The organism is Paraburkholderia phenazinium (assembly GCF_900141745.1).
GTDB classification, from domain to species: domain Bacteria; phylum Pseudomonadota; class Gammaproteobacteria; order Burkholderiales; family Burkholderiaceae; genus Paraburkholderia; species Paraburkholderia phenazinium_B.
This window is the reverse complement of sequence record NZ_FSRM01000001.1, coordinates 2,189,679-2,203,561: the sequence shown is the minus strand read 5'-3', so window position 1 is coordinate 2,203,561 and position 13,883 is coordinate 2,189,679. Positions and strand designations below refer to the sequence as shown.

Annotated in this window: 11 protein-coding genes and 1 tRNA gene; 4 read left to right on the top strand and 8 right to left on the bottom strand. The window is 62.2% G+C overall.

Annotation, left to right across the window (positions count from 1 at the left end):
• The first annotated feature begins 73 nt into the window (after positions 1 to 73).
• On the top strand, positions 74 to 793 hold the full coding sequence (locus tag BUS06_RS10095; protein WP_074264138.1) for an aspartate/glutamate racemase family protein: 720 nt from the start codon (positions 74 to 76) through the stop codon (positions 791 to 793).
• A gap of 35 nt (positions 794 to 828) precedes the next feature.
• On the opposite strand, the gene BUS06_RS10090 is transcribed toward BUS06_RS10095, so the two are convergent.
• The 6 genes from BUS06_RS10090 to BUS06_RS10070 form a co-directional block, all read right to left on the bottom strand.
• Positions 829 to 2,190 carry an ABC transporter ATP-binding protein gene (locus tag BUS06_RS10090; RefSeq protein ID WP_074264137.1) on the bottom strand — a complete coding sequence of 454 codons (1,362 nt, stop codon included), beginning with the start codon at positions 2,188 to 2,190 and terminating at the stop codon, positions 829 to 831.
• A gap of 89 nt (positions 2,191 to 2,279) precedes the next feature.
• On the bottom strand, positions 2,280 to 4,031 hold the full coding sequence (locus BUS06_RS10085) for an ABC transporter permease (protein WP_074264136.1): 1,752 nt from the start codon (positions 4,029 to 4,031) through the stop codon (positions 2,280 to 2,282).
• A 100-nt stretch (positions 4,032 to 4,131) separates the two neighbouring features.
• On the bottom strand, positions 4,132 to 4,272 hold the full coding sequence (locus BUS06_RS37820; RefSeq protein WP_166660733.1) for a hypothetical protein: 141 nt from the start codon (positions 4,270 to 4,272) through the stop codon (positions 4,132 to 4,134).
• A gap of 647 nt (positions 4,273 to 4,919) precedes the next feature.
• The gene (locus tag BUS06_RS10080) at positions 4,920 to 6,818 is read right to left on the bottom strand and encodes a potassium transporter Kup (protein ID WP_074264135.1); all 1,899 of its coding nucleotides are present in this window, start codon (positions 6,816 to 6,818) and stop codon (positions 4,920 to 4,922) included.
• A gap of 550 nt (positions 6,819 to 7,368) precedes the next feature.
• Positions 7,369 to 7,445, bottom strand: a tRNA-Met gene (locus BUS06_RS10075).
• 69 nt (positions 7,446 to 7,514) lie between these two features.
• Positions 7,515 to 7,802 (bottom strand): hypothetical protein, encoded by a 288-nt coding sequence (locus BUS06_RS10070; RefSeq protein WP_074264134.1) that lies wholly within the window; start codon positions 7,800 to 7,802, stop codon positions 7,515 to 7,517.
• 240 nt (positions 7,803 to 8,042) lie between these two features.
• Here BUS06_RS10070 and BUS06_RS10065 point away from each other — a divergent pair, with 240 nt between their 5' ends.
• The 3 genes from BUS06_RS10065 (at position 8,043) to xth (ending at position 10,088) form a co-directional block, all read left to right on the top strand.
• Complete coding sequence (locus BUS06_RS10065; protein ID WP_083611389.1) at positions 8,043 to 8,489, top strand: response regulator; 447 nt, start codon at positions 8,043 to 8,045, stop codon at positions 8,487 to 8,489.
• A gap of 170 nt (positions 8,490 to 8,659) precedes the next feature.
• The gene (locus BUS06_RS10060) at positions 8,660 to 8,893 is read left to right on the top strand and encodes a hypothetical protein (RefSeq protein WP_074264133.1); all 234 of its coding nucleotides are present in this window, start codon (positions 8,660 to 8,662) and stop codon (positions 8,891 to 8,893) included.
• Between the two features lie 418 nt (positions 8,894 to 9,311).
• Positions 9,312 to 10,088: an exodeoxyribonuclease III gene (gene xth, locus BUS06_RS10055; RefSeq protein ID WP_074264132.1), complete on the top strand. Its 777-nt coding sequence runs from the start codon at positions 9,312 to 9,314 to the stop codon at positions 10,086 to 10,088.
• A gap of 2 nt (positions 10,089 to 10,090) precedes the next feature.
• Here the strand turns inward: xth and BUS06_RS10050 are convergent, their stop codons facing one another.
• Positions 10,091 to 12,256, bottom strand: coding sequence for a prolyl oligopeptidase family serine peptidase (locus BUS06_RS10050; RefSeq protein WP_074264131.1), 2,166 nt, complete (start codon positions 12,254 to 12,256; stop codon positions 10,091 to 10,093).
• A gap of 110 nt (positions 12,257 to 12,366) precedes the next feature.
• On the bottom strand, positions 12,367 to 13,881 hold the full coding sequence (gene ntrC / locus BUS06_RS10045; protein WP_074264130.1) for a nitrogen regulation protein NR(I): 1,515 nt from the start codon (positions 13,879 to 13,881) through the stop codon (positions 12,367 to 12,369).
• Positions 13,882 to 13,883: the final 2 nt, after the last annotated feature.

Here is a 13,883-nt window from a genome sequence, read left to right as displayed (position 1 = left end):
ATCCGTACCGCTTTCCAGCGCCCCGCCCGGCCTATACTCGTCGCTCACCCATACGCATCGGCAGGACAGGGATATGAAAACGATCGGCATCATCGGCGGCATGAGCTGGGAGTCATCCAGCGAGTATTACCGGCTGCTCAACCGCCACGCAAAGGCGCGGCTCGGCGGCCACCACAATGCTCGCAGCGTCTTGCTGACCGTTGACTTCGCCGAAGTGGAAGCGCTCCAGCGCGCCGGCGACTGGGCCGCGCTCGGTACGCAGATGGCCGACGCCGCGCAGCAACTCGAACACGGCGGCGCGGACCTCGTGATCCTCGCCACCAATACGATGCATCGGGTGTACGAGTCGATCGAACAGGCCATCTTGATTCCCTTCTTGCATATCGCCGACCCGACCGGCAGCGCTTTGCGCGAGGCTGGCGTCGAGCGTGTGGGGTTGCTCGGCACGCGCTATACGATGGAGCAGACGTTTTACACGGGACGCCTGAACGACCGCTACGCACTCGAAATGCTGACGCCGAACGAAGCCGATCGCGCGGAAGTGCATCGCATCATTTACGACGAGTTATGCCATGGCGTGGTCCACGAGGAATCACGGCGCGTCTATCAGCGCGTGATCGAGGACCTGGCCACCCGCGGGGCGCAGGCGGTGATTCTCGGCTGCACGGAGATCACGCTCCTGATCAAGCCGGAGCATGCCGCGTTGCCGGTGTTCGATACCACAGCGCTGCATGCGCAGGCTGCGGTCGACTGGGCGATCGAGGCGGACGCTCGGCGCGCAGCGGCACGCTGATGCCGCTGCGTTCTTCAATAACCGGATAACCGCGCTCAGGCCTCCACGTCCTCCAGACTGAACAGTTCGGTCTGGTCGTTGTACGAGAAGATCTCGCCATAGCGGCCCCAGTTGATCACCGCGTCGAGCGTCTCTTCGGCCGCGCTGTCCGTCAGGAAGTCTTCCAGTTCCTGTTCGAAACGCACACGCGGCGCACGATGCCCCGGACGTTCGTTGAGCACCGTCTTGATCCGGCTCGCAAGTGGCACGTGGCGCAGCAGATGCTCGGCGAACATCAGCTTGCGCTCCTGCGTGCCGAGTTCAGCGAACACGCGTGCAGGCGGCGTCAACAGAATGTCGCCTTCGCGGACTTCGGCGAAGCCCAGGTGCTGCAGCATTTCGGCGACCGGGAACAGATCGTCCACTTCGAGATGCAGCGAACGGGCAATTTCCGGCATGTCCGCACGGCCGTGGTAAGGCGCCATGGCCAGCATTTCGATCAGACCCGCCATCAGGTTGGTCGACACATGCGGCAACAAGCTTCCCAGCTCCAGGCCCTTCCTGGTCGACTCACCAGCCTGACGCGCGGTCATCTTTGCGTAGATCTCGTCCACGAGTTTGCGGAACGCCGGATCGAGACGGTTACGCGGATGCGCAAACGGCACTTTGATCTCGGCCACCACTTTGCCCGGGTTCGACGACAGCACCAGAATCCGGTCGCACATGAACACCGCTTCTTCGATGTTGTGCGTGACGATCAGGACTGACTTGATCGGCATACGGCCCTGGGTCCACAAGTCCAGCAAGTCGGTACGCAGCGTTTCGGCGGTCAGCACGTCGAGCGCCGAGAACGGCTCATCCATCAGCAGCAGCGTCGGGTCGACCACCAGTGCGCGGGCGAAGCCCACGCGTTGCCGCATGCCGCCCGACAGTTCGCGCGGATAGGCGTTCTCAAAACCGTCCAGACCGATCAGATCGATCGCCGCCAGCGCGCGTTCGCGGCGCTCGCGAGCACCGACGCCCTGCGCTTCCAGACCCGCTTCCACGTTCTGCAGAACCGTGAGCCAGGGGAACAGCGCAAAGGTCTGGAACACCATCGCCACGCCCTTGGCGGGACCGCTAAGCGGCTTGCCGAGATAGTTCACATCGCCGCTGGTCGGTTCGATCAGACCGGCGATGATACGCAGCAGCGTCGACTTGCCCGAGCCCGAGCGGCCCAGCATGCCGACGATCTCGCCTTCGCGCAGCGACAGGTTCACCCCGTCGAGCACCAGCAATTCGTCCTGGTTCTTGTCGAAGCCGCGGCTCACGTCGGTGACGCGCAGCACTTCTGCGCCAAGGCGTGCAGGCGTGGCCGGGATCTGAGTCTGCGGCGGCGTCGGAAACAGATCGGCCGAGACGATTTTAGGATTTAGCATGGTGGTCACTCTCACAATAAAACACCGGGTCGCCCTGCTTTTTTAAGCCCCTTCAAAGGGCCGAGGCGAAACGTCAGTTATAGGGGCGCTCAGTCGAGCCGCAGTTTGGATTCGGCATAGGCGTACATCGGACGCCACAACGTGCGGTTGAACAACGTCACGAACAGCGACATCACCGCAATGCCGAGAATGATCTTCGGGAAGTCGCCCGCCGCCGTGGTCTGCGCGATATACGAGCCCAGCCCGTGGGCCACCACCTTGGTATCGCCCCACTGCACATACTCGGCCACGATGCTCGCATTCCACGCGCCACCCGAAGCGGTAATTGCGCCCGTCACGTAGTACGGGAAAATTCCAGGCAGCATCGCCTTGCGCCACCACTGCCAGCCGCGAATGCTGAAGTTCTTCGAGACTTCGCGATAGTCGTTCGGATAGGCGCTCGCCCCTGCAATCACGTTGAACAGGATGTACCACTGGGTACCCAGCACGATCAGCGGCGACAGCCAGATATCCGGGTTCAGATGGAAGCGCACGATCACGATCACGAACACCGGGAACAGCAGATTGGCCGGGAACGCGGCGAGGAACTGCGCGAGCGGCTGGATCTTCTCGGCCAGCGCCGGACGCAGCCCGATCAGCACGCCGATCGGCACCCAGATCGCCGACGAGATCGCGATCAGCAGCGCCACGCGCAGCAGCGTGATCAGGCCGAGCACGAAGACATGGCCCACTTCATCAAGCGTGACGCCGGTCCGCACATAGGCGACGACGCGATAGACGACGTAGAGCGTCAGGAGAATCACGAGGACGCCCCAGATGATGTCGCCCAGGCGCGACGACTTCTGGCGGCGCGGCATGCTGAACTTGAGTTGCCCCAAGCTTGGCAGACGCATTGGCATACGCGCCGTATTGGCGAACAGCTTGCCCATCGGCACGAGGCCGCGGTGAATCAGACGGGTGCGGCGCACGAGGTCGAGCAGCCAGGACTCCGGCGCGTTACCCGAACTGGTCGTTTCCATGCGGAACTTGTCGGCCCACGCGACGAGCGGACGGAACAGCAACTGGTCGTACGCGATGATCACGATCGTCATGGTCAGAATGACCCAACCGATCGCATGCATGTTCTTGTCCGCGATCGCCTGCGCCAGGTAGGCGCCGATCCCCGGCAGCGTGATCGTGTTGTTGCCCACCGTGATCGCTTCGGAGGCCACCACGAAGAACCAGCCGCCCGACATCGACATCATCATGTTCCAGATGAGGCCGGGCATCGAGAACGGTACTTCGAGCTTCCAGAAGCGCTGCCAGCCGGTCAGGTGAAAGCCGCGCGAGACCTCGTCCAGATCGCGCGGTACCGAGCGCAGCGACTGGTAGAAGCTGAACGTCATGTTCCAGGCCTGGCTCGTAAAGATCGCGAAGATCGCCGCGAGTTCGGCGCCCAGCACCCGCCCCGGAAAAAGCCCGATGAAGAACGTCACCGTGAACGAAATAAAGCCGAGCACCGGCACCGACTGCAGGATGTCGAGAATCGGCACCAGCACTTTTTCGGCGCGGCGGCTCTTGGAAGCAATCGTGCCGTAGATCAGCGTGAACGCCAGCGACGCCGCCATCGCCGCCAGCATGCGCAACGTGGTGCGCAACGCGTATTCGGGCAGGCTCGACGGGTCGAGCGAGATCACCTGGGTCTTGAGCGTCGACATCGGCGCGAGCGTCTGGTGAAAGCCAATCGCCGTGAAGGCGATCACGCAGATGATCAGCGGAAAGGCGACGAAGTCCCAGCCGTTGGGCAGCAAGCGCCAGGCGGACGCATTAGCGGTGCGGTTTAGATTGAAACTGAAATTCATCTGGCGTCTCGAACAAGGACAGCACACGTCAGCACCCTCCGCAGGGGCGTCTCATCGCGAACGACGAAACGCCCCTGCAGATGGCGCAGGAGCAAAAGAATCAGGAAAACAGGGACTTCAGGCTGTGCCAGAGCACGACTAACTTATGCGGTCCGCGGGCTTGCAGCGAAAGCATGGCGTCGTAGTGGACGCGCGCTTCCTGGACATGCGGGAGTTGCGACAGGAGGAGGCCGAAATTCATGGTATTGCTCCGAGCGTTGGCTTAACGCATTCAATGGAAGCCAGCAGACCCGGAGCGCCTGCGCATCAGCGGCGCGGCCCAGAAGTTCTACTCGCTTCCTTTAGACAAAGGGAAGTCATAGCGGCATAAGGGACAACTGTCAGGGTCTGGCACGGGGTGCTCCTTCAAAAACATGCGTAGCGGGAGCCCATAAGCAGGCGCGCGCAAACGCAGCCACGAGCGGCGCTCGCGACACGGTGCCATGCAAACGCGCGACAACGCTGCGTTCGTACGGCGCTATTTGAGGTGCACGGAGAGATTTACTACGGCGCGCACCGTCTGCCTGCTGGCATGACGGCGGCTAGAGAATTACAGCGCGGGCGTCCTGCCAATCAGGCGGCAAATCCGATCGAAGATCGACTACTGCTACTGTCCAAGGCGTTTGCCCCATTTGTGATAACGGCCGAATTCTAGACATTTTGAGACCTGGAAGTCAACTTGATTCGCCAGGCAATGCCAACTCAACAGGATTGTGTTGCGCAGTGGCTTCAGAAGACGCAACACTGCTCGTCGTCTGCCTTTCAGGCGCTCAAAAACAGAAAGGATTCCGCAAGAGCGAGGGGCGCCGGTTCGAAAGACCAACCGGCCTGCCCCGCCTTCGTCCCAACCTACAGATTGATCTGTCCGCCCAGTTCGACCACACGGTTCGCCGGCAAGCTGTAGTACTCGGCCGCCTGCGCCGCATTGCGGCCGAGGAACGCAAACAGCTTCTCGCGCCACAGCGCCATTTCCTTGCTCTCGCCGGTGGCAAGCACCGTATCGCGGGCAAGGAAGAACGAGGTGTCCGCCGGCTCGTATTCCCAGTCGGGGATCGCCTTGGCGACCAGCAACAAAACCGCCGGCACGTTCGGGATCTCCATGAAGCCATGGCGCACGTTGACCGCATAGCAGCCATAACCCATGTTCTCGACGGTGATTTTCTCCTCGTCGTGCACGTGCGGAACGTTCTCGGTCATGCCGGCCATGAAGATGTTGGTCCCGTGCATGACGCGGTTGTGCTTCAGGTTGTGCATGAACGCAGAGGGTGTCATGCCGGCCACGCCCCCCGGGAAGACCGCCGTGCCTTCAACGCGCGGCGGCGGATGCGAGCCGCCGCACAGCGACTGGATCAGACCGGCGAGCGGAATATTGTCGGTCTTCATGCGCTCGACCACCAGCTCGCGGCCGCGGTGCCAGGTGGTCATCACCGTGAACAGCACGCCACCCGCCAGCAGCGGGAACCAGCCGCCTTCAGCGACCTTGCTGACGTTACTCGAGACGAACACCGCATCGACCAGCGCCAGCGGTCCGATCACCACGAAGGTGGCGAGCGGACTCCACTTCCACAGGGAGTGGGTGATGAAATACATCAGCAGCGTAGTCAGCAGCATGGTCGAGGCAACGGCAATCCCGTACGCCGCAGCCAGGTTGTCCGAAGATTTGAAGAACACCACGAGGAACACCACCGCGGCGTACAGCGACACGTTGATGAACGGCACGTAGACCTGCCCGACTTCGTGCGTCGACGTATGGACGACGGGGATGCGCGGCAGGAAGCCGAGCTGAACCGCCTGCTTGGTCATCGAGAACGCGCCGGAAATCACCGCCTGGGAGGCGATGATGGTGGCGAACGTGGCCAGCACAACCAGCGGCACGAGCGCCCAGCCGGGCGCGGACTCGAAGAACGGCTGCTCGATGGTCGAGGGCCGCGCCAGTACCAGTGCACCCTGACCGAAGTAGTTGAGAATCAGGCTAGGCAGCACCAGCAACAGCCAGGCAAGGCGAATCGGCTTCTTGCCGAAGTGCCCCATGTCGGCATAGAGCGCCTCGCCCCCCGTCAGCGCAAGGAACACCGAACCCAGCACCACGAATGCCGTGCCGGGCGCGCGCGTCACGAACGTCACGGCGTACAGCGGCGAAACCGCCTTGATAATGCCCGGGCCGGTCACGATGTGCAGCAGCCCCAACGCGGCCAGCGTGACAAACCAGACGATCATGATTGGGCCGAACACCTTGCCGACCGTCCCCGTGCCGCGCTTTTGCAGCTTGAAGAGACCTGTCAGGATGACCAGTGAGATCGGCACGATCCACGCGGTCAGTTTGGGGTCGACCAGCGTGACGCCTTCCACCGCCGAGATCACCGAAATGGCCGGCGTGATCATCGAGTCGCCATAGAACATCGCGGCACCGAATACGCCGAGCGTCAGCAGCACCTGGGACAGCCGCGCCGGCGCGACACGCGAGGCCAACGCGGTCAGGGCGAGAATGCCGCCTTCGCCGTCGTTGTCGGCGCGCATCACGAAGCTCACGTACTTGAGCGTGACCACCATGATGATCGACCAGAGAATCAGCGAGACGATGCCGAACACATTCGTCTGGTTGATGCCGCCCGCAGCCTTCAGACATTCGCGCAATGTGTACAGCGGGCTTGTGCCGATGTCGCCGAACACGACGCCGATGGCGCCAAGCACGAGACTGGGCGCGGCGGCGGCTGTATGGGACGAGGGACTGGTGACAGATGAGGACATAGGGTGTCGTAAGTTAATTGAAATTAACGGCATGCCTGACCATATTGGCGACTGACGCAAATACGGCCCTCGCACCAGCGGAATATCTAGCTTCTAGCAGGTTCTTGATACAACGCGATGAAAATATTATGCGGCGATGATGGGATTGTGGGGAAACGGGTTCGAAAACCGCCCTACCGGAGCTTCCAGATGCCCCATATGGCAATTGCAAGAGCCAGCCCGAAACCACCGCCCAACAGGATATATGTCGCCATTTCAACTTCCTCGAAACCAGGGTTGCCTCGGGACCGTACACCCTGGCCGGACGCACAACCCGCAAGCGGCGAATAGTACCTTTGGTTCCTTTCAGAACCCATGACGGATTCGCCCCGGTCAGTTGGGCATGCGGGCAGCCCCTTGTCCGTTGTGAACCCGCGCGCCGAGCAAATAAAAAGTCCTAAGGATTCCGTAATGGTCTCAATCGCTGATCGAACATAACATCCAGCAGCTACCGCCGCCATCCAATGAAAAAAGCCCGCGTGGCTTACGCCAGCGGGCTTTCCATGATGCTTGGTTGCGGGGGTAGGATTTGAACCTACGACCTTCGGGTTATGAGCCCGACGAGCTGCCAGACTGCTCCACCCCGCGTCAGAGGAAACGGATTGTATAGAGATGTCGGCATATCGTCAAACAATCGGGTGGATTATTTTCTTGACGTCAAAGATCGGCGACTGACGCCCCTTCCACTTTGCCGTCAATGATGTCTGCGCCGTACTGGCTCGCGCTGCGCTTGGCGATGCCGAAATCGGAGAACGTGGCAGGCCGCACGAGACGAAACACGCGGCTCGCCTTCGAACCGCTGATTGCCCCTGGCCGACACACGCGCACCGCAACGTCGTAGCCCTCGGCGTGCCGCTTGTGGCCGTCGAACTTGTCGAACTCCCGCGAGAAAACCAGCGGGTGCACTTCGAAGTCCTTATAGAGCGCTGGGTACAGTTCAGCCATGGCAATTCCCCGGTTCATGAATATCGTCTCACTATACGCCCCGCCAGGGAGCGCCCCGGTATTTATTTTCCTGTCCGACCCCGCGGCGGCTTGACGCTGGCAGCGCGTCAGCGGGCTGCCATGCTCTTGCGGCACAATCCACTCACGGCGCGCGCGACCGGCCACGCAACAACGCATACAACCGGCACGCAACAGCGAGGAACGCGCGTTGCTCTGCCGAATTGATCTGGAGGAGGACACATGGACCCATTTGCACCGGCGCCGAAAGTCACGGTGTGGCGTATGCCGCGCCCCGCGTCTTTGCAGAACCATCTATTGATGATCGCCGACGACGACCAGCTCGCGTGCCAGTCCGCGGCGCAGGTTCTCCGGCTTGCCGGTTTCGAGGTATTGACGGCCTATAGCGGACAGGAAGCGCTGCGCCTGGCGCGGGCGGCCCAGCCGGCGGTGGCGATCCTCGACCTGTCGATGCGTATCGGCAATGGCTGGGACACCGCCACCACGTTGCGCGACGAGGCACAGGAGATGTTGCTGATCGCCCATACCGGATTCTCGACCCATTCCGAATGGCAGCGGGCCGAAAGCTGCGGCTTCGATGCGTACTTCGTGAAACCTTGCGACCACGATCGGCTGATCGGGTTAATCAGGGAGTTCCTCGGCTCGTGCCCGCGCGCCAATTCAGATTGAACGGCAACGCCTGATGTAGCGCTTCGTGCGCGGCGGTAGCGTAAGGTTTTCAATCGCACGTTCGTTGGCAGGCGCCACGAAAAATTCACGGGGTCAGGCTCGACGCTTGCTCGTCACGTCGGACAAAAGATGGCGACGATCCGATCAACTTTCGCTGTGGAGCAACACCTATGGAATGCGCGTACAAGTCATGCACGATCCACGTCTCAGCCGGCATTGAAAACGGCGAGATTGTCGGCAACGCGCGCATCGAGTTACCGCCCGGGCTCGAAGCCGGCGTCCCCGAAACACATGACATGATCTTCGCCCAGGGTTTCGTCGACGAGCACGAGGCCATCGAATTCGCCAGCGCGTGCGCTAAGGCGTGGGTGGACGAACACTGCGAAGAGCCGCCGGACAGCTAAAAAAAAAGCCGCGACCAGGTCGCGGCACAAACACACGTCGCGCGAAGATTGCTGCGCTTGATGCATCCTACCCAGGTCATCGCTGGGCGCAATCGGGTGTCTGGTCTGAGGGTTTGGCGACAGGCGCGAACCCCAGTCCTGGCGAGGGTTGCGGCCTCGTCAAGCGTGGCAGATCGATGTTGTGAAACTGCAACGGCGACGCGGTTCCGGCGGGCCGGAAAAAATGCCCGGCGGAAGAGAACGTCCCACGTTCCGTTTCGATCAATTGATTAGGATAACGACAGTATCAGCGAAGAGGCTGACTCAACGCTGCGACTGGGATTTTCCGATTGCGAATGAGACGGTTATCATCTCGGTCAACAGTACCGAAATGGCCCCAGTTGCCGCCCCACTCCTCTTTCGAGCATCGACATCGCCAATGAAAATCGCCACCTGGAACGTCAATTCACTGAAAGTCCGCCAGCAGCACGTGATGGACTGGCTCGAAACGAGTCAGGTCGACGTGCTCTGTCTGCAGGAACTCAAGCTGACCGACGACAAGTTCCCGCGCGCCGAATTCGAGGCAAAAGGCTACCGAAGCTGGTTCGCCGGCCAGAAGACTTATAACGGCGTGGGCATCCTCGTGCGCGACGGTTTGAACGTCGATGAAAGCACGATCGTGCGCAATATCCCGGGCCATGAGGACCCGCAGCAACGCGTGATCACCGCGACGATCGAAGGCGTGCGGATCATCTCCGCCTACTTCCCGAACGGGCAGGCGCCGGGCAGCGAGAAGTTCGCCTACAAGCTGGGCTGGCTCGCGGCGCTGCACGACTGGCTCATTGGCGAACTCGCGCAGCATCCGAAGCTCGCGCTGCTCGGCGACTACAACATCGCCCCGGAAGATCGCGACGTCCACGACCCGAAGGCCTGGGAAGGACAGAACCTCGTCTCGCCGGAAGAGCGCGCCGAATTCGTGCGCCTGATCGGACTGGGACTCGTCGATGCGTTCCGCCAGTTCGATCATCCGGAGAAAATCTTCTCGTGGTGGGACTACCGCATGATGGCGTTTCGCCGCAATGCGGGGCTGCGCATCGATCACATCCTGCTGTCACAGCCGCTTGCTGAAGTCTGCACGTCCTGCGATATCGACAAGGTACCGCGCAAGTGGGAACAACCGTCGGACCACGCACCCGTGGTTGCGCAGATTAACTGAGTCTAGGCGGCCTCTGTGCCGCCCAGACAGGTCCACAGGAAGTCATACTCCATCGCATCGTGGACGGCCTGCTCCAGTTCATCCGAGCCGCCGCCATGCCCGCCGTCCGTATCCTCCCGATACCACACGCGCTCTGCCCCCAGCGCCTGCATGCGTGCCACCATCTTGCGCGCGTGTCCCGGATGGACCCGATCGTCGCTCGTCGAGGTCGTGAACAGCACCGGCGGATACTGCACCCCGGCGCTCACGTGGTGATACGGCGAGTAGGCTGCGAGCACGCGGGCCTCGTCCGGCTCGTCGGGATCGCCATACTCGTCGATCCATGATGCGCCAGCATGCAGCAGGTGATAGCGGCTCATATCGAGCAGCGGCACTTCGCACACCACCGCACCGAAAAGATCGGGGCGCTGCACCATGCACGCCGCCACCAGCAAGCCGCCGTTGCTGCCGCCCCTGATGCCCAGTTGCGCGGCCGTGGTCACGCCATCGGCGATGAGCGCCTCGCCAACCGCGATGAAATCGTCGAAGGAGCGCTGCCGGTTTTCCGCTTGTGCCGCGCGATGCCATTCGGTGCCGAACTCGCCACCGCCGCGAATATGTGCGACTACAAACACGCCGCCCTGTGCGAGCCAGCCAATCCCAGGTCCGGTCAGATAGCTCGGCGTGAGCGGAATGGCGAAGCCTCCGTAGCCAGTCAACAGACACGGACGAGCCTGTGCTGAGCCGCCCGCATGCGATGCCGTTTCGAGCAGCGCGCGCGGACCGATCACCGTGTACGGCACACGTGTGCCGTCGGCGGATTGCGCGTGGCCTCGCTTGACCGTATAAGGCGTCGCGTCGAACTGGGTCGGCCACCGGTCGAGCAATTCCCATTCGGCGAGATCGTCGCGCGCCAGATCGGCAAGCCAGTATTCGGACGGCAGCAGGTAATCGTCGACATCGACATACACCTCGTCATTGAGCGTCGGTTCGATGGGCGACACGTCCACCTGCGAGCTCGCGCGCGCCGGAAACGCGCGCGAGTGCCACTCCCATGCACCGTCCTCGCTCTGCTGCGGTTGCCAGAGAACTGTCTTGCTCTGCACGTCATCCAGATACGAGACGATCAGATGATGTCGCGTGTGAGTCCAGTCGCACGCCGAGGTCTGTGTGTTCGGCGTAAAGAGCGGCACGAAGCGACGTTCGCCCGCCAGAAATTCGCGCTCGCGAATCGCCAGCAGCGCGCCGCCCGGATAGTGTGCGTCCTCCAGGGACCAGTCGAGGCGCGGCTCGAACAGCAACCAGCCTTCCCACGCGCCCACGCCCACATGCGTGGGGACGTCGTAGCGCTGCCACGCGCCGGCGGCATCGAGGTAGAAGGTTTCGGAATCGAAAAAGTCGACGCTGCGGGACGCCGTATGCCGCCGATCGATCGGATCGTAGTCCGCGTCGACACTGATGTCGTCGAACTCGCCGCGAAACACCACCGGTGCCTTGGCGAGCGAAGTGCCGCGCGACCAGCGCCGCACTTCGCGCGGATAGCCCGAGCGCGTCAACGACTTGCCGCCTTTGTCCCAGCGCAGGTACACGTGGTCGCGGTCGATCCACGAAACCGTGTGCTTGCCGGCCTTGGCAACGACAAAGCCATCGCTCAGAAAACGCTGCGCGTCGATATCGAATTCCCGCACCACCACGGCGTCCGAACCGCCCGGCGACAGCGTCACGAGCGCACGGTCACCATCGGGATAGAGAATGTCCAGTTCGACGCACACCCACGGCGTGCCTTCGGCCGCCCCAAGTGCATCGAAATCGAGCAGGTTTTGCCACGCCGGCGTACCCGCCCGCCAGTTCGCCCATGAGGTGCGCCGCCAGATGCCCTTGGGGTTGTGTTCGTCCTGCCAGAGGTCGTAGGCCCAGTCTTGCCAGCGATCCGGGATCACCGGCCGCTCGCGCGGCAAATAAGCCTCGGCCAGTTGCTGTCTGAGGGTCTCGAAGCGCGCGCTGCTGCACCATGCGGCACGCGTGCGGGCATTCTGCTGCTCGACCCAGGCCAGCACGGCAGTATCGTCGAGCGATTCGAGCGACAGGAAAGGATCGGGAGACTGAGGCCAGTGAACGGAAACCGGGGATGCAGCGGATGCCGGGGACGTTGGGGAACCCTGAGAAGTCGAAGCGAAAGCAGCAGGCATGGTAGACCGTCGTAACTGAACAACGACGATTATGCCTTGTGACGCGCTACACGCTATATGCCGAAAGGACGACGCCAACCGGCGCCATCCCTTCTCCAGTCAAACTCATCTCAAGGTTCGAGGTTGAGTTCCTGAATCTTGCGCGTAATGGTATTGCGACCAATGCCCAGCCGCTCGGCGGCTTCGACCTTGCGGCCACGGGTGAAATCGAGCGCTTCGCGGATCACTGCGGCCTCAAAGCGTCGTGCAAGCTCATCCATCACATCGGGCGCGTTCTCACGCAGCATCCGGGCGACTTCCGTGCGCAACCCGCTCTCCCACGCACTGACAGCGACCGCCACCGGCATCCCGGGCATCGAGGCTACATGCGACGGCAGCGCTGCGCCGTTCGCGGCCGTCTGCCCCGCGATGCCACTCGCCGGATCGCCGCCCAGCACGCCACCTGCTGCGATCTCCGAAGCGCCCGCCTGAGCCGGCACCAGATCCGGCGGCAAATCCTTGATCTCGATAGTCTGCGCCGGCGCCATCACGGTCAGCCAGTTGGCAAGATTCTCGAGTTGCCGCACATTGCCCTGGAAGGGCAGCGACGCAAGATACGTCAGCGCCTCCTCGGATACCCGCTTCGGCTCGACCCCGAGGTCGCGCGCGCTTTTCTGCAAGAAATGGCGCGTGAGGAGCGGAATGTCTTCGCTGCGCTCGCGCAACGCCGGCAGACGCAAGCGGATCACATTGAGCCGGTGATACAAGTCTTCGCGGAACAGACCCTGACGCACCCGCGATTCGAGATTCTGGTGCGTAGCCGCAATCACGCGCACATTCGCGCGCAATGGGCTGTGCCCCCCAACGCGATAGAACTGGCCATCGGACAGCACCCGCAGCAAACGTGTCTGCAGATCAAACGGCATGTCGCCGATTTCGTCGAGAAACAGCGTGCCATTCTCAGCCTGCTCGAAGCGTCCCTGACGCATCGCCTGCGCGCCGGTAAAGGCGCCGCGCTCATGGCCGAATAGTTCGGACTCCAGCAGATCCTTCGGAATCGCCGCCGTGTTCAATGCGATGAACGGACCGTTCGCGCGTGGGCTATGTCGGTGCAAGGCGCGCGCGACCAGTTCCTTACCGGTGCCTGATTCGCCGGTAATGAGCACGGTTGCCGCAGAATGGGACAGGCGGCCGATGGCACGAAACATATCCTGCATCGCCGGCGCCTGGCCGAGCATTTCCGGTGCATCGGCAACGCGTTCATCCCACGTCTGTTCGCCGCGCACGCTTTCGTCGACGGCGCGGCGAATCAGCTCGACCGCCTTGTCGACGTCGAACGGTTTGGCGAGGTATTCGAAGGCACCGCCCTGAAACGCGGCCACGGCGCTGTCGAGATCCGAGAACGCGGTCATGATGATGACGGGCAAGCCCGGCACCTTTTCGCGCACCGTCTGCAGCAATTCAAGGCCCGAACCGCCGGGCATGCGGATGTCGGAGACCAGCACTTGCGGGCTGTCGTGATCGAGCGCGGCTGCTGCGTCGCGCACGTTAGCAAAGCTGCGCGTCGCGAAGTTCTCGCGAGCGAGGGCCTTCTCGAGTACCCATCGTATCGATTGATCGTCGTCTACTATCCAGATCGGCTTCATAT